Genomic DNA, 25,026 nt, shown 5'->3' with positions numbered 1-25,026 from the left:
CAGCGGGCGTCAGCTTTCCTGCGGTGCCGCGCGCATCAGCTCGACCAGCTCGCGCGCCGCCTTGTCCAGCGGGCGGTTCTTCAGCCAGATCAAATGCATCGGCAAGCGCAGCTCGTTCTTGGTGTTTTTGAATTTCAGCCGCACCAGCCTCCCCTGCGCCAGCAGCGGCTCGGCCAGCGACAGCGGGAAGTTGCCCCAGCCCAGGCCCGCCTCCACCATGTTCAGCGCCATCGGCAGGCTGTCGGTGCGCCAATACGCCTCCGCCACCTGCGGGCGCAGATCGCCGATCGGCAGATCGCGGCTGGCCACCATGATCTGCCGCACGTTGACCAGATCCTCGAGAAACAGCTCGCCCGCCGCGCCGTCCAGCGCCGGGTGCTGCGGCGACAGCATCGCCACCAGCGACTCCGCGCCGACGAAGTGGAACTGTTCTGCGCTGTTGATGTTCAGCCCGCCAAACGCCAGACAAACGCCGACGCGCTCCTGATGCAGCATATGCAGCACGTCGTCCTGCGGCGCGCTGAGCACTTCGATGTTCAGCAGCGGATAACGCTGCGACAGCGTTTTCACCGCCGCCAGCAGGCCGGCGCCGTTGATATCCGACGCCACGCCGATTGAGAGCCGGCTCTCCAGCCCCTGAGACAGTTCGATGGCGTGCACCTGCAGTTGCTTGAGCTGCCCGGCGATCAGGCGGGCGTGCGGCGCCAGAGCCAGCGCCAGCGCGGTCGGCGTCGGTTCGCGGTGAGAACGGTCGAACAAGGCAAAACCGAGCTCCGCCTCCATGTTGGCGATAGCCATGCTGACGGCGGACGGCACGCGCCGCAGCGCGCGGGCGGCCGCGGAAAACGAGCCGCGATCGAGCACCGCCAAAAACAGTTCGATATTGTCGCTGGAGAAATTCATTGTTTAACTTGTCAATAAAACTGACAGCTCCTGACTTTTTCTATCAATGTAATTGACGTTATCTTAGCCGCCGTCGCCACAGAGGCAACTAAAAACAGATCGGGAGAAAACGATGCAAGGCGTCAAACGCAAACTGGTGTATGTCACCGCTTATGAAATCATCGGCATGGCGATCTCGGCGCTGGGGCTGGCGCTGCTGTCAGGCCATGCGCCAAGCAGCACCGGGCCGCTGGCGGTGGTGATCACCACCATTGCGGTCAGCTGGAACTTTATTTACAACTATTTATTCGAGTGGTGGGAAAGCCGCCAGGCGTCGCGCACCCGCACGCTCAAACGCCGCATTTTGCACGCCGTCGGCTTTCAGCTGACGCTGGTGGTGTATCTGATCCCGCTGATCGCCTGGTGGATGGGCATCACGCTGTGGCAGGCGCTGCTGCTGGATATGGCGTTGATCGTCATCATTCCTTGCTACACCTTCCTGTTTAACTGGGCGTTCGACAAGCTGTTCGGCCTGCCCGCATCGGCCCTGCCGGCCGGTGAATCGGCCTAAGACTCGCTACGCACCCACCGACCCGCTGCTGATCCCATTTTCTGCGCGGGTCGCCATTTCCTTCCCCCTTAATTCTCACCGCGAAATATAAGAACAACACCCTGTAATTTGCACGGTAATTATTATTTTGTGATTTTAATCACTTTTTATTCTTCGATATTTCCGTCTTGATAAAACATCACATCTTTTTGAATAATATATCCTTTTATATTTGGATTAAAAAATAAACACAATTGTTCACGTTTTATGCGCAGTATTTTTTGCCACCATTACGGAGAAAAGGTAGCATGCTTCGCCGTTATTTTAATGATGGCTGTATACACAATAAACAGCGGAATGATGCCACGACCTCATTCTCATGACGATTGGTCATAGCAATCGTTTGCTCTCGTTAAGAGCAGGGTTAACATAGACAGGTAAACAGGACGGATAATGCACTCACAAAAAAAGTCGGCGGATGACAAACACGCCGCCAGAAGACGCTGGCTAGACTCTCATGAATCCGGTTATCACAAAAGCATGGGCAACCGGCAAATCCAAATGATCGCCATCGGCGGCTCCATCGGTACCGGCTTGTTCCTCGGTACCGGCGGCCGTCTCGAGTTGGCCGGGCCGGCGCTGGCGCTGGTCTACCTGGTGTGCGGGATCTTCTCTTTCTTCATCCTGCGCGCGCTGGGCGAACTGGTGCTGCATCGCCCTTCCAGCGGCAGCTTCGTTTCTTACGCCCGCGAATTCCTCGGTGAGAAAGCCTCTTACGTCGCCGGCTGGATGTATTTCCTCAACTGGGCGATGACCGGCATCGTCGACATCACTGCCGTGGCGCTGTACATGCACTACTGGGGCACCTTCGCCGACGTGCCGCAGTGGCTGTTTGCCCTCGGCGCGCTCGGCATCGTCGCCACCATGAACATGATCGGCGTGAAGTGGTTCGCCGAAATGGAGTTCTGGTTCGCGCTGATCAAGGTCGTCGCCATCGCGCTGTTCCTGATTGTCGGCGTCGTCTTCCTCGGCACCGGCACCCCGGTCGCCGGCCACACCACCGGCATGCACCTGATCACCGAAAACGGCGGCATGTTCCCGCACGGCCTGCTGCCGGCGCTGGTGCTGGTGCAAGGGGTGATCTTCGCCTTCGCCGGCATCGAGCTTATCGGCACCGCCGCCGGCGAGTGTAAAGATCCGGCTAAAATGATGCCCAAAGCGATCAACAGCGTGATCTGGCGCATCGGTCTGTTCTACGTCGGCTCCGTGGTGCTGCTGGTGCTGCTGCTGCCGTGGAACGCCTATCAGGCCGGCCAAAGCCCGTTTGTCACCTTCTTCAGCAAGCTGGGCGTGCCTTACATCGGCACCATCATGAACATCGTGGTGTTGACCGCCGCGCTGTCCAGCCTCAACTCCGGCCTCTATTCCACCGGCCGCATCCTGCGTTCGCTGGCGATGGGCGGCTCCGCGCCGAAGCTGATGGCTAAAATGAGCAGCCAGCAGGTGCCTTACGCCGGCATCCTGGTTACCTGCGGCATCTACGTGATCGGCGTGGTGCTCAACTACCTGGTGCCGTCGCGGGTATTCGAGATCGTGCTGAACATCGCCTCACTGGGCATCATCGCCTCCTGGGCGTTTATCATCGTTTGCCAGATGCGCCTGCGCAAAGCCGTGCGCGAAGGCCGTGCGCAGCCGGTATCGTTCAGAATGCCGGGCGCGCCGTTCACCTCCTGGCTGACGCTGGCGTTCCTGCTGATCGTGGTGGTGATGATGGCGTTCGACTACCCGAACGGCACCTGGACCATCGCCACCATTCCGGTGCTGGCGGTGCTGCTGACGCTGGGCTGGTTCGGCCTGCGCAAGCGCGCGCAGGAAGTGAAGCTGGAGCAGCAGGCTCACGAAGAGCAGAACCCGCGCTGAATCGACAAACCGCCCTCCGGGGCGGTTTTTTTATCCGCTATAACCGGCCGTAAAAGGTCATTCTGGCGCTTTCCGACAGCATGACATCCGGCTGCGCATTGTAGGCCAGCACCACCAGCATGCGCGTGGTGTCGCCTTCGGTCGGCGTCACCCGGTGCATGGCGTTGCGCCCGCGAAACAGCACCAGATCCCCCTCCTCGATCGCCAACTGTTTGACCGCCCGCTCACCGTCCAGCACCTGCGTGACCCCGGCATAGTTCATCTCGCCGCGATCGGCGTCGCGCAGGTTCTCAACGTATTCGAAACGGCCGCCCGCCTGCGGTTTCTGGATCAGCAGCGTGATGGCAAACGAGGAGTTGTCAAAATGCCAGCCCAGCTCCTGACCGGCGTGGGCGTAATGCAGGTTGATCGACGACAGCCGATCGGCGTAGGGATACAGCTGCGCCTCATCCAACACCGCGCAGAGAAACTCGCGAAACGCCGGGGCGTCGTACAGCGCGCGCAGCGGCGACTGCAGCGGAATATCCTCGTCGGTAATGCAGCCCTTGGACGACGACACCAGCCGGTTGCGCGCGTGATCGGCCGGCAGCGCGTCGTCCTGCGGGCGCAGGTACACGTTGTGTTGGCTGGTGGCATAAAACGCCGCATGGTGCTGTTCGGCGCCCTCCAACCTTACCGTTGCCAGCGCGGCGGCGCGCAGAAATCCCGGCAGCACCAGCGCACCGGCGCGCGCCAGCGTTTGCTGGCAACGGGCGCGGAACGCGGCGTCGTCGATGGGATGGGCGGACAGATCGATAATATCGGCAAGTGACGGCATGACGTTCCCCTCGTGTGCGAAAGCCGGATGCCTCTCACTGTAGCGAATGCCGCATTGCCGCCATAACAAAAATACGTTATGGATAAGCTAACGAATTCTTAGCGATAAGCCCTTCTCATGCACTCACCGTCCCGTGCGCGCTTGCCCAAGCTGAGCGCCATTCTGGCGTTCGAAACCGCCGCTCGCACCGGCAGCCTGGCTCGCGCGGCGGATGCGCTGGCGCTGACCGCCGCCGCCGTCAGCCAGCAGATCCGCCAGCTCGAACAACATCTGGGCATCACGCTGTTCATTCGCGCCAAAAGCGGCGTCACGCTGACCGAGCAGGGCGCGGACTACCTGGCCTACGTGCAGGAGGCGTTTGAAACGCTGCGCGTGGCGCAGCAGCACGTGGAACGCCAGCGCGGCAAGCAGACGCTAACGGTGTTCACCCTGCCGGCATTGGCCTCCAAATGGCTGAACCCGGCGCTGGGCGACTGGCTGGCGCAGTGCCCCGACGGCGATCTGCGGCTGCACGCGACCCATGCGGCGGTCGATTTCGCCCATTCGGCGGCGGATTTCGCCCTGTGCTTCGGCGATCAGGATTACCCGCTGCTGGAAAAGGCGCGGCTGTTTCAGGATCGGGTGCAGCCGGTATGCAGCCCGGCGCTGCGCGATCGCGGCGACTGGACGCAGCTGCCGCTGATCCACGTCGACTGGGGCAAGGAGAGCCAGTTTTTGCCGGGCTGGCACGAGTGGTTCACCGCCGCCGATCGGTCGCCGCCGCCGCGGCGCGGGCTGACCTATAACCTGACCTCGCTGGCCATCGACGCCGCCGTGCAAGGGCACGGGGTGCTGCTCGGCCAGCGGCGGCTGATCGCCCGTGAACTGGCGGAGGGCCAACTGGTCACGCTGGCCGAACCGGCGCTGCCGCTCAGCAAACCCTACTACGTGGTTTACCCGCCGCGCACGCTGGAAAAACCCGGCGCAGCGGCGTTTCTCCGTTGGTTGCAGGCGCTGGCTCAGCGCGCGGTATAACCGCCGTCGATGCTGTAAAACGCGCCGGTGGTGAAACTGCTGTCGTCCGAAAGCAGGAAAGCCACCGTTTTCGCCACCTCTTCCCGCGTCGCCATCCTCCCCATCGGGTGCGAAGCGGCCATCTGCGCCCGCGCCGACGCCGGCAGTTCCCCCATCGCCGGCGTATCCACATAGCCCGGCCCGACGGCATTGACGCGCACGCCGCGCGTGGCGAATTCCAGCGCCGCCGAGCGCGTCAGGCCCAGCACGCCATGCTTGGCGGCGGTATAAGGTGCGATCCCGGCAATGCCCACCACGCCGTTGGCGGAAGAGAGGTTCACCACCGCCCCGCCGCCGCCGGCGACGATCGCCGGCAGGCCATACTTCATACCGAAAAACGTGCCGCTCAGGCAAGTGGCGATCACCTCATGCCAATCGTCGACCGCGTACCGATCGATATCCACCTCGTGCGGGCCGGTGATCCCGGCGTTGTTGACCAGCAGATGCAGCGCGCCGCAGCGCCGCACGGTTTCTTCAATACCCTGCTGTACCGACTGCGCATCGCGCACGTCCATCCGCAACGTCATCACCCGCCGGCCGTCGGGATCGAGCCGCGCGGCGGCGGCGGTGAGAGACGCTGCGTGGCGGCCGGTCATCACCACCGTGGCTCCGCGCCGAAACAGCTCGGCGGCGATCGCTTCGCCAATGCCGGTGGACGCGCCGGTCACCAGCGCCACCCGATGTTTGAAATCTTGCATAGCCGTTCTCCTGCAACGTTGAACTCAGGGGAACAGGCTAGCGCCGGCAAGTGACAGTTTGCGGCAGCAGTGATGCCCAATACGGCGAGAAATAAAAGGAGTAATGCTTATCAATATTTTATCTATACGATGGAAGTAAATTGTATAACCATTTTATTTTCATCATTAAATGTATAAGGCGCACCCACTCTGACGCCAAAACTCATTATAACTTTTTATATATTAGTTAGATTAAACCCCTATTTCCCCGCTGTCACAAAACTGTCATAGATAAATGCATCTTAACTTTTCGGAGCATTTATCATGGCAAAGACTCGCATTATCGCTACCATCGGCCCCGCCTCTCGCCACATCAACACGTTGGCAGCGCTGGAAAAAGCCGGCATGTCCGTCGCCCGATTGAACGGTTCGCACAACACGCTCGACTGGCATGCGGAAACCATCGCCCTGCTGCGTAAAACGTTGCCGGATACGCCGGTGCTGTTGGACATTCCCGGTAGAAAAATCCGCACATTGCAACTGAAACACGAACCCTCATTCACTAAAGGGCAAACGCTGATCCTCACGACCGATACCTCGCATAACGGGGAGGAAAAAGTCCCGGTGGGGTACGGCCGGTTGCATGAACGGCTGACGGTGGGCGATAAGGTTTTCGCCGATGATGGCACCCTCTCGTTCCAGGTCGTTAACATCGTCGATCGGGACATCCACCTGCAGGCCGACATGGACGGCCAACTGAAAAGCCGCAAAGGCATCAATGTGCCTGGCATCGATCTCGGGCAGGCGCTGATAACGGAGAAAGATCGCGACATGATCGCCTTCGCCAAAGCACATCAAGTGGACTACATCGGCATAAGCTTCGTCGAAAGCGCGGCACACATCAACGCGATCAGAACGCTGATCGGAGGCGATACGCCCCGCATCGTGGCGAAAGTGGAAAACAGCGGCGGCATAGAGCATCTGGAGGAAGTCATCGCCGCCGCCGACGTTATCATGATCGATCGCGGCGATCTGGCGGTAGAAACCTCGATCGACCGCGTTTCTCTCTACCAAAAACAGATCCTCCTAGCCGCCTCCCATGCGGGCAAACCCACCATTGTAGCGACGGAATTGCTGCACAGCATGATAGAGAACCCGCTGCCAACCAAAGCGGAGGTCAGCGACATCACCAACGCGGTGCTGGATGGCGCCGCGGCGGTGATGCTCTCCGGTGAAACCGCCGTAGGCCGCTATCCTCTGGAGGCCGTTGCCCGTATCGCCAGCGTAGCCCATCAGGCGGAACAGCATTTAGCGCATGCGCCCCACTCATCCCCCCCTGCGCAGGTTGACGATATTCGACAGGCTGTCGGCGCCCTTATCCGCGCCTTGCCGATCTCCCGGGTGGTGGTGTTTTCTCGCACAGGTTACAGCGTGCGCATCGCCGCCATGGCCAACATCGGCATCCCGATCGTCGCATTCGGCAACGATGCGGCGACGGTGCGCAGCTGGAATATGCTGCCAGGCATCACCGGCCTGACATTGCCTCGGGTCGATCTGACACAGCCGGAAACCGAACGTTTGGCTCTGAATGTCCTGTCAGACAATGGATTGATAAATCGGCACGATGTTTTGCTGCTGGTCAGCGCCCAGCAAGACAATCAGCATATCAGCGGGAATATCTTGCGCACGCTCAGCGCCGATGCCTACCTGCAATCTGACGCGGCGCGGGAACCTCACCGGAAAGAAGAGGTGGCCTGATGGATAATCATACGTTGTTCTATCTGGTGATTGCGCTATTTGCCGTGATCCAATCGGTTTTCGGCATGGGCATCTTGGTGTTCGGTACACCGACGCTATTAATGCTGGGCGTTGATTTCTCCTCCGTACTTGGGCTGCTGCTGCCGTCGTCGGTGCTGATCTCTCTGACGCAGACGCTTGGCGCCCGCCGCATTGCTTTTCCCGCTCGCGAAAAGGTCAATATGCTGATTTGCGCCATTTTCGTCATTCTGGCGCTGAGCCTGGTCTTGCATTCGACGGTGAAAGTGAATGTCGATCTGCTGGTGGGCGCCATCCTGCTGTTTTCCGCCTTGATGCGCTTTCGTCTGTCACTGCAAGAAACATTGAAACGTTATCTCGGCAAACATCAGCGCGCTTATGTCGCAGTCATGGGTCTGATACATGGCGTCACCAACATGGGTGGCGCCTTGCTGGCACTCTACGCTGCCGCCAGCCATCGCGAGAAACTGGAGATAAGAACCACCGTCTCCCGTTACTACCTGATGTTCGGTTTAATTCAATTGGCCACGCTGGCCAGCATTAAATGGCAAGCCCTGAGCCTCGACGGTTTCACCGCGGCACCGCTGGCTCTACTGGTGTATCTGGTCGTCGGCAATCTGCTGTTCAAGAGAGCCAGCGCTCCCGTTTATGAAAAAATGGTGACCGGCTTTATTGCCTTCTATGGCGTGGTCGTTCTCACTAAAGGCTATTTATAGGCTCCCCATGACGACGACTCTCTTTTCTCTGATCCCGGTGATATTTTTAATCGCCATGGGATTCACACTACGGCACAAGAACCTGATCGATCGGGCTTTCTGGCTGCCCTGCGAAAAGCTGAATTACTTTTATCTCTTCCCGGCGCTGATGTTTATCCAGGTCGGCAAAGCCGACCTCAGCCAGTTTCCGGTGCGGCCGATTGCCCTGTCTGTACTGGGCGCTGTCCTGATTGGCGCCTTGTCGTTGTACCTCTGGCGAATCTGGCTAAAACAGCCCGGGCCGGTTTTTTCTTCGGTCATACAGGGCGCTCTGCGCCCCAATACCTACATCGGGGTTGCCGCAGCGGCGGCGACTTTCGGCCACACCGGCCTGACGGTGACCTCCATCAGCATCGCCGTCGCCATCCCGCTGTTGAACGTGGCCTCGATTGTCATACTGATGCATTACGGTCAGGGTACCCGCCCCGGCGGCAAACAGATCGCCAAAGCGCTGGGGAAAAACCCAGTGATCCTTTCGGTCTTGGCCGGTCTGGCCTTCAACGCCAGCGGCTGGTCGCTTGGCGCGGCGCTGGAGAACATTCTCACCATTCTCGGCGGCGCCTCTCTACCATTGGGGTTGCTGGCGGTCGGCGCAGGGCTGGATATACAGGCGGCGCGTACGGCGCAGGGCCCCGTACTGCAATCGTCCTTCGTCAAGTTACTGCTGGTACCGCTGTTGACGCTGGGAATCGGCATCACCCTGGGCATCTCCGGCCCGGTGCTGGCGACTATCGTCCTGTTTAACGCCTTACCCTGTACACCTTCCGCCTACATCATGGCGAGACTGCTGGGCGGCGATCATCGCTTGTCGGCCGGTATCATCACGATCCAAACGTTGCTGGCGGCGGTCACCATTCCTGTTATTTTGCTGCTGACCCAGTTTTCAGCTCATCCAGCTTAAGATGGGCCTCATACTTCCGCCACAACGCGTCGAACCAGCCGTCGTCTCCATGACGATCGTTGATGCGCTCGACCGCTTCCGCACACTGTCGGCGGGCCAAGGCCAACAGGCCGGCCTCGCCCGCCGATAAAACAGCCAATAAGCGCGCCATTTCCACCAGATAGTGACGGGCAAAGGAGACATCGTAATCGGTAATGTTCTTGCTGTTGTCAATCAAGTCGCACAGTTTGATGGTCTGCGCTTCCGCACAGGCCTGCGCGCTGTGCCGCAGATTGGCATTTTTACGGTGCAGACGCTCACCGCCGTAGCTGCGAGGCTGCACGTCGGTCAACATTTCCACATAACGCTCGACCGTCGGACCGAATTCTCGCCGGATATCCGCCAGGGTCACCGCCGTATCTTCTACCGTATCATGCAGCCAGGCAGCGGCGACCATTTCTGGCGTCGGCTTAGCCCGCTGCAGCAAATCCACCACCGCTGCAGGATGCACGATATACGGCTCCCCGGTGAACTTGCGTCGCTGATTGCAGGCATGATGAGCGTCATTGGCAAATCGCTGCGCTTTCAAGGTTAAATCCATACTTTCTCCTTATCCATATCGATTCAGTGTAACGGCAGCCATGCTGACATCTGAGTCGATTTGGTTATGAGTTATGCCGACAACGCAGCACGTAATGCGCTCACAAACGCCGCAAAGCCCGCTATTTTATGCCTACTTTTTCTCATGCGAGACACCCTGTGGATACCCAACGCTACCTGCAGCATATCGGCTTTGCCGGCGCCGCCCGCCCTGATCTCCCCACGTTGCAACAGCTGCACCATCGCCACATGCTGAGCGTACCGTTCGAGAACCTGAGCATTATTTATCATCAGGGCATTCAGTTGGCGCCCGAAGCGCTGTTCAGCAAGGTGGTGGAGCGTAACCGCGGCGGTTTCTGTTATGAGCTGAACACGCTGTTCGCCCTGCTGCTGCGGGAGATCGGTTTCAAGGTGAGCTTCATCTCCGGCGAGATCCGCGCGCGCGACGGCCATTTCGGCCCGCCCTACGACCATCTGGCGCTGCGGGTGGATCTGGCGGAGCAGGCCTGGCTGGTGGACGTCGGTTTCGGCGATTCCTTCCTGACGCCGCTGAAGATCGTCGCCGCCGAGCCGCAACCGCAGGCCAGCGGCACCTTCCACCTGGAGCGGGAAGGCGAGTATTACCTGCTGGAGCGCCGCAACGGCGACCAACGCTCGCATGCCAAAACGCTGTATCGCTTTACCGTTCAGCCGCGCGAGTTGCACGAGTTCGACGAGATGTGCCGGTTCCACAGCACCTCGCCGCAGTCGCATTTCACCCAACGCCTGGTGTGTTCACGGCCGACGGAACACGGCCGGGTGACCCTCAGCGACATGAAGCTGATCGTGACCGAAGATCACCAGCGCCACGAAACGACGCTGCATTCGGAAGAGGAACGCCGCGCCGCGCTGTGGCAGCATTTCGCCATCGATTTGGATCGTTGACGGCGCCGGCGGCGTAATACTGGTCAGTTAGCGTTTTTCTGAACGTATTTGTGCAGTTTTCGGTCGATAAAGATGAGATGCGCCATGAGGCTCATACGCTTCGACCGAGCCAGGGGCCGAAGGCGCGGCCCCTCCAATTGCCGTTCATTGTAGTAACAGAGAAATTCTGGGCATTTAGGGCAATTCATCCTGCACGCCACGTACAGAGACTGGATAAAAAAATGCCAGTCAGGCTTAAGTGACCAGCATTACGCACAACGGTATCCTTTTATTACGATTCTGTTACATCGATTGCATAACCGCGCTTGGCTGATTGCCAGCACCGCGGCGGCAGGCATCATAGGGTCATGATTCGGCAACAGAGTGCGAAAATGATCCGTGTGATACTGGTGGATGACCATGTGGTGGTGCGCTCCGGCTTTGCGCAATTGCTCAGCCTCGAAGACGATCTCAACGTGGTGGGGCAATACAGCAGCGCGGCGGCAGCCTGGCCGGCATTGCTGCGCGACGACGTCAGCGTCGCGGTGATGGACATCGCCATGCCGGATGAAAACGGCCTGAGCCTGTTGAAACGCCTGCGGGCGCAGAAGCCGCAGTTCCGCGCGATCATCCTCAGCATTTATGACTCCCCGACCTTCGTGCAGAGCGCGCTGGATGCCGGCGCCAGCGGCTATCTAACCAAACGCTGCGGGCCGGAAGAACTGGTGCAGGCGGTGCGCTCCGTCGATATGGGCGGCCATTACCGGTGCGCCGACGCGCTGCGGGCGCTGCGCGGCGGCGAGCAGCCGGCCACGGCGCTGGAAGCGTTGACCCCGCGCGAGCGCGAGATCTTCGATCTGCTGGTCAAAGGCGACAGCGTAAAGGAGATCGCGTTCAAGCTCGATCTCAGCCATAAAACGGTGCACGTGCATCGCGCCAACGTCCTGGGCAAGCTGCAGTGCAACAGCACCATCGAGCTGGTGCATTTCGCCCTCGACCATCAGCTGCTGGCGGGGCATTGATGTCACCCCGCTTCCGGCCCTGGGTTATCTCGCTGTTTATCCTGTTGGCCTGGGGCAGCGGCTGGCTGATGCTGTGGACGCTCGGTTTCTACCTGACCCACAACGGCAATCAGGCGGCGCTGTTTCTGCCTCACGGCGTCTATCTCGCGCTGCTGATCCTGCTGGCGCGCCGCTATTGGCCCGCCCTGATGATACCGCCGGTACTGCTGCTGTTCTGGCTGCACGGCGAACGCCTGCTGAGCGGCTACAGCCTGCTGGCCGCGCCGTTCATCACCCTGCTCCCGGCCGCGCTCGCGCAGCGGTTCTGGCGCCGTTTTCCGCTCTACTGGCAGCGGCTGACGCTGCTGCTGGCCGCCGTGACCGCCGCCTCGTTGCTCAATACCGCCCTGCTTGCGTCTTTCGCGCACAGCCCGGCGATGCTGCTCGGCCTGGCGTCGTTTACCGGCGGCGTCTTGCTGACCCCGTTCGTCTACCTGATCTTTGAATTTCTGCGCCAGCAGCACCGTTACCACCTGCTGGGGCTGGACACCACCAACCCGCCGCTGCGCGCCTCCTTAATCATCTGGTGCAGCCTGTTTTTCGTTATCGGCATCGGCACCCAGATGGTGCTGTCGCCGGAAATCGAACGCCTGCTGCTGATCGTGGTGTTTCTGCCGAACGTGGTGATGGCGTGGAAGTTCGGTTGGCAGGGCGGCGTACTGTCCGGCCTGCTCGGCAGCATGATGATCACCCTCGCCCGGCAGGTCGGCGTGGGGTTCGGCAATCTGGTCGAGCTGGAAATCTTTCTGGCGACGCAGGCGCTGCTCGGCATCGGTCTGGGCATCGCCATCAGCCGCCAGCAACACCTGGCGCAAAACCTGCACCATTATCGCCGACGGCTGGAAGAAGAGCTGGCGGCGCGGCGGGCGCTGACCGAAAAACTGATCCACACCGAAGAAGACACGCGGAAAAACCTGGCGCGCGAGTTGCACGATGAAATCGGCCAGAACATCACCGCGATTCAAATTCAGTCGCAGCTGGTCAAGCGGGCGCGCGATCCGGCGCAAACCCAGGCCGCCGCGAACCAGATAGCCGATCTCGCCCGGCGCATTCATCACTCCACGCGCCAGCTGCTGCGCCAGCTTCGCCCGCCCGCGCTGGACGAGCTGGCGTTCAAAGACGCGCTTCACCACCTGCTGAATGAATTCGCCTTCAGCGAACGAGGCATCCGTTGCCGTTTCGACTACCGACTCATCGACACGCCCGCCGGCGAGACGGTGCGCTTCACCCTCTACCGGCTGTTGCAAGAGCTGCTCAACAACGTGTGCAAACACGCCGAAGCCAGCGAAGTCGCCATCGTCTTGCATCAACAGGGTGAGCTTTTGCACCTCGAGGTGCGGGACAACGGCATCGGCATCCGTGCGGACAAAGTGCCCGGCTTCGGCATTCAGGGGATGCGCGAACGGGTCAGCGCGCTCGGCGGCGAACTGACGCTGGAAACGCAGTGCGGCACCCGAGTAATTGTTAACCTGCCCACAAATTTGCAACAAACCGCCGACTAACTAGGAAAAAGTCTTAGCCACTCCGGACTTTCTCTCATCCCCTTTCCCTTTCACCTTCTTATAGTCAGCACCAGGGAGGCGGCTATGCAAGCACGCTCGGCATCTGAAATCGATCATCGTTACCGCGCGCTGCGCCCGCGACTGCTGCTGTATATGGTCATCGGGTACGCCGCCTTTTACCTGACGCGCAAAAGCGTGAATTACGTGCTGCCGGCGCTGCAAACGGATTTGGGGCTGGATAAAGGGGACATCGGCCTGCTTGGCTCGCTGTTTTATCTGAGCTACGGCCTGTCGAAATTCGCCGCCGGGTTGTGGCACGACGGCCATGGGCAGCGCGGGTTTATGGGGATCGGCCTGTTCGCCACCGGAGTGCTGAACGTGGCGTTCGCCTTCGGCGAATCGCTGACGCTGCTGCTGGCGGTCTGGGCGCTGAACGGCTTCTTTCAGGGCTGGGGCTGGCCGCCCTGCGCGCGGCTGCTGACCCACTGGTATTCGCGCAACGAGCGCGGCTTCTGGTGGGGCTGCTGGAATATGTCGATCAACCTCGGCGGCGCGATCGTGCCGCTGATCAGCGCCTTCGCCGCCCAGCGCTGGGGCTGGCAGGCGGCGATGTTGATCCCGGGGGCCGTCAGCATGGTGCTGGGCATCTGGCTCATGCGGCAGCTGACAGGCACGCCGCAGGAAGAAGGCCTGCCGTCGGTCGGCCAGTGGCGCCACGATCCGCTGGAGCTGCGCCAGGAACAGCAAAGCCCGCCGATGGGGCTGTGGCGGATGCTGCGCACCACGATGCTGAAGAACCCGATGATCTGGTTGCTCGGCGTCTCTTACGTGCTGGTCTACCTGATCCGCATCGCGTTGAACGACTGGGGCAACCTGTGGCTGACGGAAAGTCACGGCGTCAACCTGCTCAGCGCCAACGCGACGGTGATGCTGTTCGAGATAGGCGGCCTGCTCGGCGCGCTGTTCGCCGGCTGGGGCTCGGATGTGCTGTTCGGCGGGCAGCGCGCACCGATGATTTTGCTGTTCACGCTTGGGCTGATGGTGTCCGTCGCCGCGCTGTGGCTGGCGCCGGTGCATCACTACGCGCTGCTGGCGGGCTGTTTCTTTGCGGTGGGCTTCTTTGTCTTCGGCCCACAGATGCTGATTGGCCTCGCCGCCGTGGAATGCGGGCACAAAGGCGCCGCGGGCTCCATCACCGGCTTTCTCGGCCTGTTCGCCTATCTGGGGGCGGCGCTGGCGGGCTGGCCGCTGTCGCGGGTCATCGAAGGCTATGGCTGGTCAGGCATGTTCAGTTTGCTGTCGATCGCCGCCGTTCTTATGGGTTTATTGCTGATGCCGCTGCTGATGGCGAGCGTTACCACCTCTACCGAGAGAAGGATAAAACAATGAAAAAAACGTGGGTCACTACCCTGATAGCGTCCGGCATCGCGCTGGCGACGCTGAGCGGCGCCGCGCACGCCAAGGGCCGCCTGGTGGTTTACTGCAGCGCCACCAATGAAATGTGCGAAGCGGAAACCAAAGCCTTCGGCGAGAAATATGACGTGAAAACCTCGTTCATCCGCAACGGTTCCGGCAGCACGCTGGCAAAAGTGGACGCCGAGAAAAAGAACCCGCAGGCAGACGTCTGGTATGGCGGCACGCTCGATCCGCAATCCCAGGCCGGTGAAATGGGGCTGCTGCAGCCGTACAAATCGCCGAACCTCGAACAGGTGATGACGCAATTCCGCGATCCGGCCAAGCTGAAAGGCAACTACTCCTCGGCGGTCTACGTCGGCATTCTCGGCTTTGGCGTCAATACCCAGCGCCTGAAAGAGAAAAACCTGCCGGTGCCCAAGTGCTGGAAAGACCTGACCAAGCCGGAATACAAGGGCGAGATTCAAATCGCCGATCCGCAAAGTTCCGGCACCGCCTACACCGCGCTGGCGACCTTCGCCCAGCTGTGGGGAGACGATCAGGCGTTCGATTACCTCAAGCAGCTGAACGCCAACGTTTCGCAGTACACCAAGTCCGGCATTGCCCCGGCGCGCAACGCCGCCCGCGGTGAAACGGCGATCGGCATCGGTTTCCTGCATGACTACTCGCTCGAAAAGGAACAGGGCGCGCCGCTTGAGCTGATCTCGCCGTGTGAAGGCACCGGCTACGAAATCGGCGGCGTCAGCATCCTCAAAGGCGCGCGCAACCTCGACAACGCCAAGCTGTTCGTGGATTGGGTGTTGTCGAAAGAGGCGCAGGAGCTGGCGTGGAAGAAAGGCAAGTCCTATCAGATCCTGACCAATACCACCGCCGACACCTCGCCGAACTCGCTGAAGCTCGACGACCTGAAGCTGATCAACTACGACATGGACAAGTACGGCTCGACCGAGGTCCGCAAGGCGCTGATCAACAAATGGGTCAGCGAAGTCAAGATGGGTAAATAAGCCCACATTCTGCGCCTGTTGCCGGGTAAGCCTCACGCCTTACCCGGCCTGAACATCCGGGAAACTTATGTCACATACACATGCACTCCATCTCGTGAAAAAACGAGATGCGATATTCCTTTGGGTTTTGCTTGGCTGGCTGGCGTTCGCCCTGCTGCCGAGCTGGAGCCTGGATTACGGCCTGCTGGAGTCCACCGGCGATGAAATCCTCGCGGCCTACGGCTGGTCACACCGCAATATCAGCTGGCTTTGGTGCCTGTTGCCGAGTCTGCTGCTGCTTCGCCCCTACGCCGCGGCGGGCGGTGAACGGCGGCGGCGGCACGCGTTCGACGCCGGCTGGGCGCTGCTGTGCATGGCCTTTATCGTCGTCAGCGCCACGGTGGCGGGACGCGGCTTAGGCTACGCCACCCTGGTGCAATTGATCGCGCTGGGCGCCATCATGACGCTGGCGCTGACCCGCCTCGAATGGCTGGGCGGCGACCGTTTCGTTATCGGCGCGCTGGTCACCATCGTGGCGCTGATCGGCGTCTTCATCGTCTGGCCGAGCATCGCGATTTTCATTCCGATGTTTACCGACCAGACGGGCGCGTTCGCGCCGCTGGCCTTTATGAACGTGCTGTCGCAGGCGCATATCGTTCAGGTGATCCTCAACTCCATCGCCCTGTCGATCGCGGTCGGCGCCGGCTGCACCTTCTTCGGCCTGGTGCTGGCGATTTACACCACCCGCATCGCCAAACGCAGCGCCATTATCGGCCGCATCTTCTCCATCCTGCCCATCGTCACGCCGCCGTTCGTCGTCGGCCTGGGCGTCACGCTGATGATGGGGCGCTCCGGCTACGTCACCGAGTGGATGGTGACCTGGTTCGGCCTGACCAACACCAACTGGCTGTATGGTTTTACCGGCATCTGGCTGGCGCAGGTGCTGGCGTTCACGCCGATGGCGTTCATGATCCTCGACGGCGCGATCAAGACCATTCATCCTTCGCTGGAAGAGGCCTCCTACACCCTGCGCGCCAGCCGTTGGCAAACCTTTAACGGCGTGTTCGTGCCGCTGCTGAAACCGGCGCTGGCCAACGCGTTTCTGATCGTGGTGGTGCAATCGCTGGCCGACTTCAGCAACCCGCTGGTGCTCGGCGGCAACTTCGACGTGCTGGCGACGCAAATCTATTTCTACATCACCGGCTCGCAGCTCGACTATCAGGCCGCCAGCACCCTCGGCGCCTTCCTGCTGCTGTTCTCGCTGCTGGTGTTCTGCATCCAGTACCTGTGGATCGGCAAGCGTTCCTACGTCACCGTGTCCGGCAAATCCTACCGCGGCGACGTGCAGCCGCTGCCGGTCACGCTGGTGTGGAGCGTGATCGCGCTGCTGGCGGTGTGGATCGCCTTTAACGCCCTGCTCTACGGCAGCATTTTCTACGGCAGCTTCACCGTCAACTGGGGGGTGGATTACACGCTGACGCTGGATAACTTCATCAAGCTGTTCGGCCAGGGCATGAGCGACGGCGCGTGGCCTTCGCTGCTCGACACGCTGCTGTACGCCGGGATCGCCGCGCCGATCACCGCCGCGTTCGGTCTGCTGATCGCCTGGATCGTGGTGCGCCAGCAGTTCAAGGGCAAAAAGACCATCGAGTTCACCACCATGCTGTGCTTTGCGGTGCCGGGCACCGTGGCGGGCGTCTCTTACATTCTCGCCTTCAACAGCGCGCCGGTGTACCTCACCGGGACAGCCGCCATCGTGATTATCTCGATGGTGATGCGCAACGTGCCGGTGGGCATTCGCGCCGGGATCGCCGGGCTGGGCCAGATAGACAAATCGCTGGACGAAGCCTCGCTCAGCCTGCGCGCCGGCTCGCTGCGCACCATCACGCACATTCTGCTGCCGCTGCTGCGCCCGGCGATCCTGTCGGCGCTGATCTACAGCTTCGTGCGCGCCATCACCACCGTCAGCGCCATCGTCTTCCTGGTCACTCCCGATACCCGCGTGGCCACCGCCTACATCCTCAACCGCGTGGAAGACGGCGAATACGGCGTGGCGATCGCCTACGGTTCAATTCTGATCGTGGTGATGCTGGCGATTATTTTCCTCTTTGACTGGCTGATCGGTGAGGCACGCATCTCCCGTTCAAAAGCCAAAAACCAGGCGTAATGGAGCCCATGATGAGCCAGAAAAATTTCGTTGAACTGCGTAATGTCTCCAAACGGTTCGGCAGCAACACGGTAATCGATAACATCACGCTCACCATCCCACGGGGGCAAATGGTGACGCTGCTCGGCCCTTCCGGCTGCGGCAAGACCACCATTTTGCGCCTGGTCGCCGGGCTGGAGAAACCGAGCGACGGGCAGATATTCATTGATGGTGAAGACGTCACCCATCGTTCTATCCAGCAGCGTGATATCTGCATGGTATTCCAGTCTTATGCCCTGTTCCCGCACATGTCGCTGGGGGAGAACGTCGGCTATGGCCTGAAGATGCTCGGCATTCCGCGCGCCGAAGTGAAAGCGCGCGTGCAGGAAGCGCTGGCGATGGTGGATCTGGCGGGGTTCGACGATCGCTATGTCGATCAGATCTCCGGCGGCCAACAGCAGCGCGTGGCGCTGGCGCGCGCGCTGATCCTCAAGCCGAAAGTGCTGCTGTTCGACGAGCCGTTGAGCAATCTCGACGCCAACCTGCGCCGCAGCATGCGCGAAAAGATCCGCGAGCTGCAAAAGCAGTTTGATATCACGTCGCTGTACGTCACCCACGATCAGAGCGAGGCCTTTGCGGTCTCAGACACCGTGCTGGTGATGAACAAAGGGCATATCATGCAGATGGGTTCACCGCAGGATCTCTATCGGCAGCCCGCTTCGCGCTTTATGGCGAGCTTTATGGGGGACGCCAACCTGTTCCCGGCCAGTTTCAGCGCGGAACATGTCGATATCAGCGGCTATCGCCTGCCGCGCCCCGCGCACTTTGCCGCCCAGGGCGCCGGCACGGTGGGCGTGCGCCCGGAGGCGATCACGCTGAGCGGGCATGGCGATGAAAGCCAGTGCTGCGTGATCGAACATGTCGCCTACATGGGGCCGCAGTATGAGGTGACGGTGGCATGGCACGGACAGCAGATTTTGCTGCAGGTTAACGCCACCCGCCTGCAGCCGAACGTCGGCGAGCAGTATTATCTGGAAATTCATCCCTACGGCATGTTTATGCTGGCGGATGCGGCATAATAAGCATCACTCTTAAGCGTTAGAATAACGGCCATCCCGAACGGGATGGCCGAAAATAATCGCCAAAAAACACCGTATTTATCTATTTTTACAATTCCACCCAAGTCCTTGTTCAGCCGAAAAATAAACACAACCACACCCACTAAAAAATAACCACCCAGTTCACTCAGGGTGATATTTTTATTTAAATAGGGTAAGCTTAATCCCGCAGTCGAAATTATTTAACGGCCAACTCAAGGAGAAATTCATGAGCAACAATGCAAACGCACAGGCGCAGCTGGATAATTTACGCAACGTCGCTTCCCAGCTGAAGGAAATGCGCCACTATGCGCAGGCGAATACCGAGACGCTCTCCGCACACTGGCTGGCCTTCGATCAGGGGGAATGCAAAAATAAGGCATTCGCCGAAGCCATTAACGACCTGTTGAATAAACAGGGCGCCTGTCTGGAAGGACTGGAAAAAACCATTCAGGATATCGAGATAGAATTGAACCGTCTCGACAAAGCCGCCTGATAATACCATTTTAAATAAACCCGCCGCGCGCGGGTTTATTTTTAGCTGCGGCAGATGACGCGCGCAATATCCCCGGATGTCGTCAGCGCGCGTATTTCGCTGAACAGTTCGGTGGCTTCGTCATATTCTTTACGCAAATAACCCAGCCACTGTTTGATGCGCGCCACGTGATACAGACCAGTGTCGCCCTGCTTTTCCAGATGGACATATTTTTGCAGCAGCTCAACCACCTGCGGCCAGGGCATGCGCGGCTCGTTATACTTCACCACCCGGCTCAGGTTCGGCACGTTGAGCGCGCCGCGCCCCAGCATGACGGCGTCGCAGCCGGTCGCCTGCAGGCAATCCTGCGCGCTCTGGTGATCCCAGATCTCGCCGTTGGCGATCACCGGGATGCTCAGCCGCTGACGGATCTCGCCGATCGCCGCCCAATTGATGCGATCCGCCTTGTAGCCGTCCTCTTTGGTGCGGCCGTGCACCGTCAGCTCGCTGGCGCCGGCCTGCTGCACCGCATCGGCGATTTCAAAGCTGCGGCTGGAGGAATCCCAGCCCAGACGCACCTTCACCGTGACCGGCAGATGGGCCGGCACCGCCGCGCGCATCGCCTTGGCGCCCTGGTAGATCAATTCCGGATCTTTGAGCAGCGTCGCCCCGCCGCCGCTGCCGTTCACCAGCTTGGACGGGCAGCCGCAGTTGAGATCGACGCCGTAAGAGCCCAGCTCCACCGCACGCGCGGCGTTCTCCGCCAGCCATTGCGGGTACTGCCCCAGCAGCTGTACCCGCACCAGCGTGCCCGATGGCGTGCGGCTGGCGTGACGCAGCTCCGGGCACAGCCGGTAGAACGACTTGGCCGGCAGCAGTTGATCGACCACGCGCAAAAATTCGGTGATGCACAGATCGTAGTCGTTCACTTCGGTGAGCAACTCACGCACCAAAGAGTCGAGAACGCCCTCCATCGGAGCCAATAATACGCGCATGACCAATCCCAGCTAAAAAAAGACCCGCAATGATACGGGTGAATGCCCGCGCCAGACAAGCCTCTGCGGGCATTAAAAATGCCGTCAGCCCAGCCGGCGGATCGGTTGGCCGGCGAGGAACGCCGCAATGTCCTCGACCGCCTCGGTGAAGTAGGCGCGGTAGTTGTCGTCCGCCACATAACCCACATGCGGCGTCGCCAGCACGTTGGGCAGCTGGCGAAACACGTCGTCGGCCGGCAGCGGCTCCGTCTCGAACACGTCCAGCCCGGCGCCGGCGATCTTCCGCTGTTGCAGCACGTCCACCAACGCCGCCCGATCGACGATGCCCGCGCGCGAGGTGTTGATCAGGTAAGCGGTGGGCTTCATCGCCGCCAATTCATCACGCCCCACCAACCCGCGGCTGCGGTCGCTCAGCACCAGGTGAATGGAGACAAAATCGCTCTGCTCAAACAGCGCCCGTTTGGATGACGCCAGCTCAGCGCCCTCCTGCGCCGCCCGTTCCGCCGTCAGGTTCTGGCTCCAGGCCAGCACCCGCATGCCGAACGCCTGCGCCACCCGGGCCATCTGGCCGCCGATCTTGCCTAACCCCAGCAGCCCCAGCGTTTTCCCCTGCAGCGTGACGCCTAAGCCCAGCTGCCACGGGCCATTGTTCCGCAGCCCGACGCTTTCCGGTACGATATGCTTCGCCAGCCCGAGCAGCAGCGCCCAGGTCAACTCCATCGGCGCCGCCGACCCGCTGCGGGTGCCGCACACGACTACGCCACGCTCGGCGGCGGCGGCCAAATCGATAGCGGCGTTGCGCATGCCGGAGGTGATCAGCAGCTTCAGCTTCGGCAGCCGCGCCAGCAGCGAGGCGGTCATCGGCGTGCGCTCGCGCATGATGACCAAAATGTCGCACTCCTGCAGATGCACCGCCAGTTCCGCTTCATCGGTAAAGTGCGCGCTGATGGCGGACACCTCCACCCGATCGGCCAGCGCCGACCAGTCCGCCATCTTGAGCGCCACCTGCTGGTAATCATCGAGAATTGCGCACTTCAATTTCATCTCCGTCTCCTGGAATGTAGGGGTAACCACCGTCCAGCCTAGTACGAAAATGGCGTTCCGCCAGGCAAAAAAAAGCCGCCCGTATCGGCGGCTTACTCTTTGAGCAATCAGGCTTATTCAGCCGGTTTGCGATTGCGCGGGCGGCGCGAAGACGGCGCGCCGGAACGGCGCTGGCCGTCACCCTGCGGGCGAGCGTTGCCGTTACCGTTGCCACGGTTTTCACGCTGGCCGCCGTTGGCGTTACCGCTGCGCTGACCGCCGCCGTTACCGGAACGCTGGCCACCGCCGTTGCCGCGCGGCGCGCCGCGTCCGCCGCCCTGGCGGCCGTTGATGATCGGCTCGGCCTTGATGGTCGGATCCGGCTCGTAGCCCGGCAGCGCAATGCGCGGAATTTCACGCTTCAGCAGACGCTCGATGTCGCGCAGCAGCTTGTGTTCATCCACGCACACCAGCGAGATAGCTTCACCGGTGCGTTCCGCGCGGCCGGTACGGCCGATACGGTGCACATAGTCTTCCGGCACGTTAGGCAACTCATAGTTCACCACGTGCGGCAGCTGGTCGATATCCAGACCGCGCGCCGCGATATCGGTCGCCACCAGCACGCGGATGCGGCCATCTTTGAAATCGGCCAACGCACGGGTACGGGCGCCCTGGCTCTTGTTGCCGTGGATCGCCGCAGCGGTGATGCCGTCTTTGTTCAACTGTTCCGCCAGGTGGTTGGCGCCGTGCTTGGTGCGGGTAAACACCAGCACCTGTTTCCAGTCGCCTTCGCCGATCATCTGCGACAGCAGTTCCCGCTTACGCTTCTTGTCGACGAAGTGCACGCTCTGCTCGATCTGCTCGGACGCAGTGTTGCGGCGCGCCACTTCCACCGAGGCCGGGTTGTGCAGCAGCTTGTTGGCCAGCGCCTTGATGTCGTCGGAGAAGGTCGCGGAGAACAGCAGGTTCTGGCGCTTGGCCGGCAGCTTGGCCAGCACGCGGCGGATGTCGTGGATAAAGCCCATGTCCAGCATGCGGTCCGCTTCGTCCAACACCAGAATTTCGATTTTGGACAGGTCAACCGCGTTCTGATGTTCCAGATCCAGCAGACGGCCCGGCGTCGCCACCAGGATATCGACGCCGCCGCGCAGCTTCATCATCTGCGGGTTGATGCTCACGCCGCCAAACACCACCAGCGAACGCAGGCGCAGGTGTTTGCTGTAGGCTTCGACGTTTTCGCCGATCTGCGCCGCCAGCTCACGGGTTGGCGTCAGGATCAGCGCGCGCACCGGGCGACGGCCTTTGACCGGATGGTCATGCTTGCTCAGCAGCTGCAACAGCGGCAGGGTAAAACCGGCGGTTTTACCAGTGCCGGTCTGGGCGCTGGCCATCAGGTCACGACCTTCCAGCACGACAGGGATAGCCTGACGCTGGATTGGCGTCGGTTCGCGATAGCCCTGTTCTTCAACAGCGCGCACAATTTCAGCACTTAAGCCGAGGGTTTCAAATGACATAAAGAGAAAAACTCCAGATCCCCCCTAACCTAACGGTGTTCGGTGCAGTTTCCTGGGAGGATGATCAGACGGGGCATTAAGCATGACCACGAGGGATTGGCACAAACTGCAGTGCACCAGGCGCCGATTGTAACAGAAGTCGCGCAATAAAAAGCACTTTTACGCACCTAGAGCACAATCTGCCGTAAATTCAGCATTGTCTGAAGCCGATCACATAACTCATTGTGGTTAGCGGTTGCGTTTTAGACAATCTGGCATAAAGTTAATCATATGATTGATTAACTTCGAGCGTGACCCATGCCAGCTTCCGTCCCTCATCAGGCCGCCGGCCGGGCGCGCGGCGAGCAAACGCGCAGGCAGCTGCTCGCCGCGGCGACCGAACTGTTCGGTGAATTCGGCCTGCAGGGCGCCACCACGCGCGATATCGCCCAGCGCGCCGGCCAGAACATCGCCGCCATTACCTACTACTTCAGCTCCAAAGAGGGGCTGTATCTGGCCGTGGCGCAATCGCTCGCCGATTTCATCCAGCAGGCGTTCGCCCCGTTGGCCGAAGAGGTCGATCGCTTTGGGCAAGAAGCGCCCGAACAACGCTCACCCGACGCGGCGCTACGCTTGCTGCAGCGTGGCCTGCTGGCCTTCAGCGAGCTGATGACCCAGCCGCACACGCTGAACCTGAGCAAAATCATGTCACGCGAACAGCTCGCCCCGACCGAGGCCTACCCGCTGATCCACCGCCAGGTGATCGCGCCGATGCACGAGCGGCTGTGCCGCTTGCTGTCGGCCGCCACCGGCATCGACGAACACGCTCCCCGCCTCGTATTGCATACCCATGCGCTGATCGGCGAGGTGCTGTCGTTCCGCGTGGCGCGCGAAACCATCCGCCGTCAGGCCGGCTGGCAAGAGATTGGTGAAAGTGAAGCGGCGCAAATCGCGGCGGTGCTGAGCGAACATATTGAAATTCTGGTTACTGGGCTGCGCCAACGTCATGGCGCGTAAATTCAGGCAGGGAGTGTTATGAACAAAAAACGCAGTGCCTTGATCGTGTTGTTAATTCTGCTGATCGCGGCCGCCGCTTACGGGGTCTGGCATTACCAACAGCAGCAGGATAAGCCGCTGACGCTGTACGGCAACGTCGATATCCGCACGGTCAACCTCGGCTTTCGCGTCGACGGCCGCCTGGCGTCGCTGACGGTGGATGAAGGCGATGCCGTTCAGCCGGGCCAGCTGCTCGGCAAGCTGGACGACGCCCCCTACCGCAACGCGCTGCAGCAGGCCGAAGCCAACGTCGGCAGCGCGCGCGCCAAACTGTCGCTGCTGCAGGCCGGCTATCGCAGCGAAGAGATAGCCCAGGTGCAGTCAGAAATGGCGCAGCGCCAGTCCGCCTTCACCTATGCCGACAGCTTCCTGAAACGCCAGCAGGGGCTGTGGGCGAAAAACGCCACCTCCGCCGACGCGCTGGAGGATGCGCGCACCGCCCGCAATCAGGCGCAGGCCAATCTGCAGGCGGCGAAGGACAAGCTGTCGCAATACCGCAGCGGCAATCGCCCGCAAGAAATTGAACAGGCCAAGGCCGACGTGGCGCAAAGCGAAGCGGCGTTGGCGCAGGCGCAGTTGAACCTGCAAGACGCCACGCTGATCTCCCCTTCCGCCGGCACGGTGCTGACCCGCGCGGTGGAGCCGGGCACCATGCTCGGCGCCGGCGGCACGGTGTTCACCCTGTCGCTGACCCGGCCGGTGTGGGTGCGCGCCTACGTCAACGAGACCAGCCTGAATCAGGCGGTGCCCGGCACCGAGTTGGAAATTTACACCGACGGCCGCCCCGGCAAGCCTTATCACGGCAAGATCGGTTTCGTCTCGCCGACCGCGGAATTCACGCCGAAAAGCGTTGAAACGCCGGATCTGCGCACCGATCTGGTGTATCGCCTGCGGGTGATCGTCACCGACGCCGACGACGCGCTGCGCCAGGGCATGCCGGTCACCCTGCGCTTCGCCAAACCCTGAGGC

At 60.9% G+C, this 25,026-nt stretch carries 23 protein-coding genes; 16 read left to right on the top strand and 7 right to left on the bottom strand.

Going from position 1 to position 25,026, the window contains the following annotated elements; genetic code table 11:
* Positions 1-9 precede the first annotated feature (9 nt).
* The gene (locus IT763_RS06090; RefSeq protein WP_016928653.1) at positions 10-903 is read right to left on the bottom strand and encodes a LysR family transcriptional regulator; all 894 of its coding nucleotides are present in this window, start codon (positions 901-903) and stop codon (positions 10-12) included.
* Positions 904-1,015: 112 nt separating this feature from the next.
* Between IT763_RS06090 and IT763_RS06085 the strand changes: the two genes are divergently transcribed.
* Together IT763_RS06085 and ansP are read left to right on the top strand one after the other, a co-directional pair.
* Positions 1,016-1,453, top strand: coding sequence for a PACE efflux transporter (locus IT763_RS06085; RefSeq protein WP_016928654.1), 438 nt, complete (start codon positions 1,016-1,018; stop codon positions 1,451-1,453).
* A gap of 432 nt (positions 1,454-1,885) precedes the next feature.
* Positions 1,886-3,352: an L-asparagine permease gene (gene ansP, locus IT763_RS06080; RefSeq protein ID WP_028127655.1), complete on the top strand. Its 1,467-nt coding sequence runs from the start codon at positions 1,886-1,888 to the stop codon at positions 3,350-3,352.
* Between the two features lie 37 nt (positions 3,353-3,389).
* Here ansP and IT763_RS06075 read toward each other — a convergent pair whose 3' ends face one another.
* Entirely contained in the window at positions 3,390-4,169 is a 780-nt protein-coding gene (locus tag IT763_RS06075; RefSeq protein WP_049299458.1) for a 2OG-Fe(II) oxygenase, read from the bottom strand.
* Between the two features lie 117 nt (positions 4,170-4,286).
* Here IT763_RS06075 and IT763_RS06070 point away from each other — a divergent pair, with 117 nt between their 5' ends.
* Positions 4,287-5,183 (top strand): LysR substrate-binding domain-containing protein, encoded by an 897-nt coding sequence (locus tag IT763_RS06070; RefSeq protein ID WP_049299457.1) that lies wholly within the window; start codon positions 4,287-4,289, stop codon positions 5,181-5,183.
* Here the strand turns inward: IT763_RS06070 and IT763_RS06065 are convergent.
* Complete coding sequence (locus IT763_RS06065) at positions 5,168-5,920, bottom strand: SDR family NAD(P)-dependent oxidoreductase (protein ID WP_049299456.1); 753 nt, start codon at positions 5,918-5,920, stop codon at positions 5,168-5,170. The two genes, IT763_RS06070 and IT763_RS06065, sit on opposite strands and share 16 nt — an antisense overlap.
* A 303-nt stretch (positions 5,921-6,223) precedes the next feature.
* Between IT763_RS06065 and pyk the strand changes: the two genes are divergently transcribed.
* Genes pyk through IT763_RS06050 form a run of 3 tightly spaced genes read left to right on the top strand, consistent with a single transcriptional unit; the run spans position 6,224 to position 9,331 of the window.
* Positions 6,224-7,657 carry a pyruvate kinase gene (gene pyk, locus IT763_RS06060; RefSeq protein WP_206195256.1) on the top strand — a complete coding sequence of 478 codons (1,434 nt, stop codon included), beginning with the start codon at positions 6,224-6,226 and terminating at the stop codon, positions 7,655-7,657.
* Complete coding sequence (locus IT763_RS06055; RefSeq protein WP_033641029.1) at positions 7,657-8,391, top strand: TSUP family transporter; 735 nt, start codon at positions 7,657-7,659, stop codon at positions 8,389-8,391. Before pyk ends, IT763_RS06055 begins: the two co-directional genes overlap by 1 nt.
* A 7-nt stretch (positions 8,392-8,398) precedes the next feature.
* Positions 8,399-9,331: an AEC family transporter gene (locus IT763_RS06050; RefSeq protein ID WP_033641030.1), complete on the top strand. Its 933-nt coding sequence runs from the start codon at positions 8,399-8,401 to the stop codon at positions 9,329-9,331.
* Here IT763_RS06050 and IT763_RS06045 read toward each other — a convergent pair.
* Positions 9,291-9,911 (bottom strand): HD domain-containing protein, encoded by a 621-nt coding sequence (locus tag IT763_RS06045; RefSeq protein ID WP_016928662.1) that lies wholly within the window; start codon positions 9,909-9,911, stop codon positions 9,291-9,293. The two genes, IT763_RS06050 and IT763_RS06045, sit on opposite strands and share 41 nt — an antisense overlap.
* A gap of 158 nt (positions 9,912-10,069) precedes the next feature.
* Between IT763_RS06045 and IT763_RS06040 the strand changes: the two genes are divergently transcribed.
* The 8 genes from IT763_RS06040 (at position 10,070) to IT763_RS06005 (ending at position 19,511) form a co-directional block, all read left to right on the top strand.
* Positions 10,070-10,834 carry an arylamine N-acetyltransferase gene (locus IT763_RS06040; RefSeq protein ID WP_048794765.1) on the top strand — a complete coding sequence of 255 codons (765 nt, stop codon included), beginning with the start codon at positions 10,070-10,072 and terminating at the stop codon, positions 10,832-10,834.
* A gap of 371 nt (positions 10,835-11,205) precedes the next feature.
* Positions 11,206-11,835: a response regulator transcription factor gene (locus IT763_RS06035; RefSeq protein ID WP_206195255.1), complete on the top strand. Its 630-nt coding sequence runs from the start codon at positions 11,206-11,208 to the stop codon at positions 11,833-11,835.
* Entirely contained in the window at positions 11,835-13,376 is a 1,542-nt protein-coding gene (locus IT763_RS06030) for an MASE1 domain-containing protein (RefSeq protein WP_206195254.1), read from the top strand. The genes IT763_RS06035 and IT763_RS06030 overlap by 1 nt, the downstream gene beginning before the upstream one ends.
* A gap of 84 nt (positions 13,377-13,460) precedes the next feature.
* Positions 13,461-14,765 (top strand): MFS transporter family glucose-6-phosphate receptor UhpC, encoded by a 1,305-nt coding sequence (uhpC, locus tag IT763_RS06025; RefSeq protein ID WP_033641033.1) that lies wholly within the window; start codon positions 13,461-13,463, stop codon positions 14,763-14,765.
* Positions 14,762-15,793, top strand: coding sequence for an ABC transporter substrate-binding protein (locus tag IT763_RS06020; protein ID WP_016928667.1), 1,032 nt, complete (start codon positions 14,762-14,764; stop codon positions 15,791-15,793). Before uhpC ends, IT763_RS06020 begins: the two co-directional genes overlap by 4 nt.
* Before the next feature lie 67 nt (positions 15,794-15,860).
* Positions 15,861-17,939, top strand: a complete 2,079-nt coding sequence (locus IT763_RS06015) for an iron ABC transporter permease (RefSeq protein WP_049299454.1) — start codon at positions 15,861-15,863, stop codon at positions 17,937-17,939.
* A gap of 11 nt (positions 17,940-17,950) precedes the next feature.
* Complete coding sequence (gene fbpC / locus IT763_RS06010; protein ID WP_193842638.1) at positions 17,951-18,997, top strand: ferric ABC transporter ATP-binding protein; 1,047 nt, start codon at positions 17,951-17,953, stop codon at positions 18,995-18,997.
* A 247-nt stretch (positions 18,998-19,244) separates the two neighbouring features.
* A complete protein-coding gene (locus tag IT763_RS06005; protein ID WP_004939738.1) occupies positions 19,245-19,511 on the top strand; it encodes a hypothetical protein in 267 nt (88 codons plus the stop codon).
* A gap of 41 nt (positions 19,512-19,552) precedes the next feature.
* Here the strand turns inward: IT763_RS06005 and dusC are convergent, their stop codons facing one another.
* The 3 genes from dusC to rhlE all read right to left on the bottom strand — a co-directional run bounded on the left by dusC (position 19,553) and on the right by rhlE (position 23,022).
* Positions 19,553-20,485 (bottom strand): tRNA dihydrouridine(16) synthase DusC, encoded by a 933-nt coding sequence (gene dusC / locus IT763_RS06000; RefSeq protein ID WP_028127658.1) that lies wholly within the window; start codon positions 20,483-20,485, stop codon positions 19,553-19,555.
* Positions 20,486-20,569: 84 nt separating this feature from the next.
* Positions 20,570-21,529, bottom strand: a complete 960-nt coding sequence (locus tag IT763_RS05995; protein WP_164053542.1) for a D-2-hydroxyacid dehydrogenase family protein — start codon at positions 21,527-21,529, stop codon at positions 20,570-20,572.
* A 113-nt stretch (positions 21,530-21,642) separates the two neighbouring features.
* Positions 21,643-23,022: an ATP-dependent RNA helicase RhlE gene (gene rhlE, locus IT763_RS05990; RefSeq protein WP_079449548.1), complete on the bottom strand. Its 1,380-nt coding sequence runs from the start codon at positions 23,020-23,022 to the stop codon at positions 21,643-21,645.
* A gap of 297 nt (positions 23,023-23,319) precedes the next feature.
* Here rhlE and cecR point away from each other — a divergent pair, with 297 nt between their 5' ends.
* Positions 23,320-24,018: a transcriptional regulator CecR gene (gene cecR / locus IT763_RS05985; RefSeq protein WP_176063553.1), complete on the top strand. Its 699-nt coding sequence runs from the start codon at positions 23,320-23,322 to the stop codon at positions 24,016-24,018.
* 18 nt (positions 24,019-24,036) lie between these two features.
* Positions 24,037-25,023 carry a secretion protein HlyD gene (gene hlyD / locus IT763_RS05980; protein ID WP_016928674.1) on the top strand — a complete coding sequence of 329 codons (987 nt, stop codon included), beginning with the start codon at positions 24,037-24,039 and terminating at the stop codon, positions 25,021-25,023.
* Positions 25,024-25,026: the final 3 nt, after the last annotated feature.

Source organism: Serratia sp. CMO1 (genome assembly GCF_015689115.1).
Taxonomy (GTDB): Bacteria; Pseudomonadota; Gammaproteobacteria; order Enterobacterales; family Enterobacteriaceae; genus Serratia; species Serratia marcescens.
Note: the sequence above shows the minus strand (reverse complement) of the source record. Positions and strands in the feature narration are given on the sequence as shown.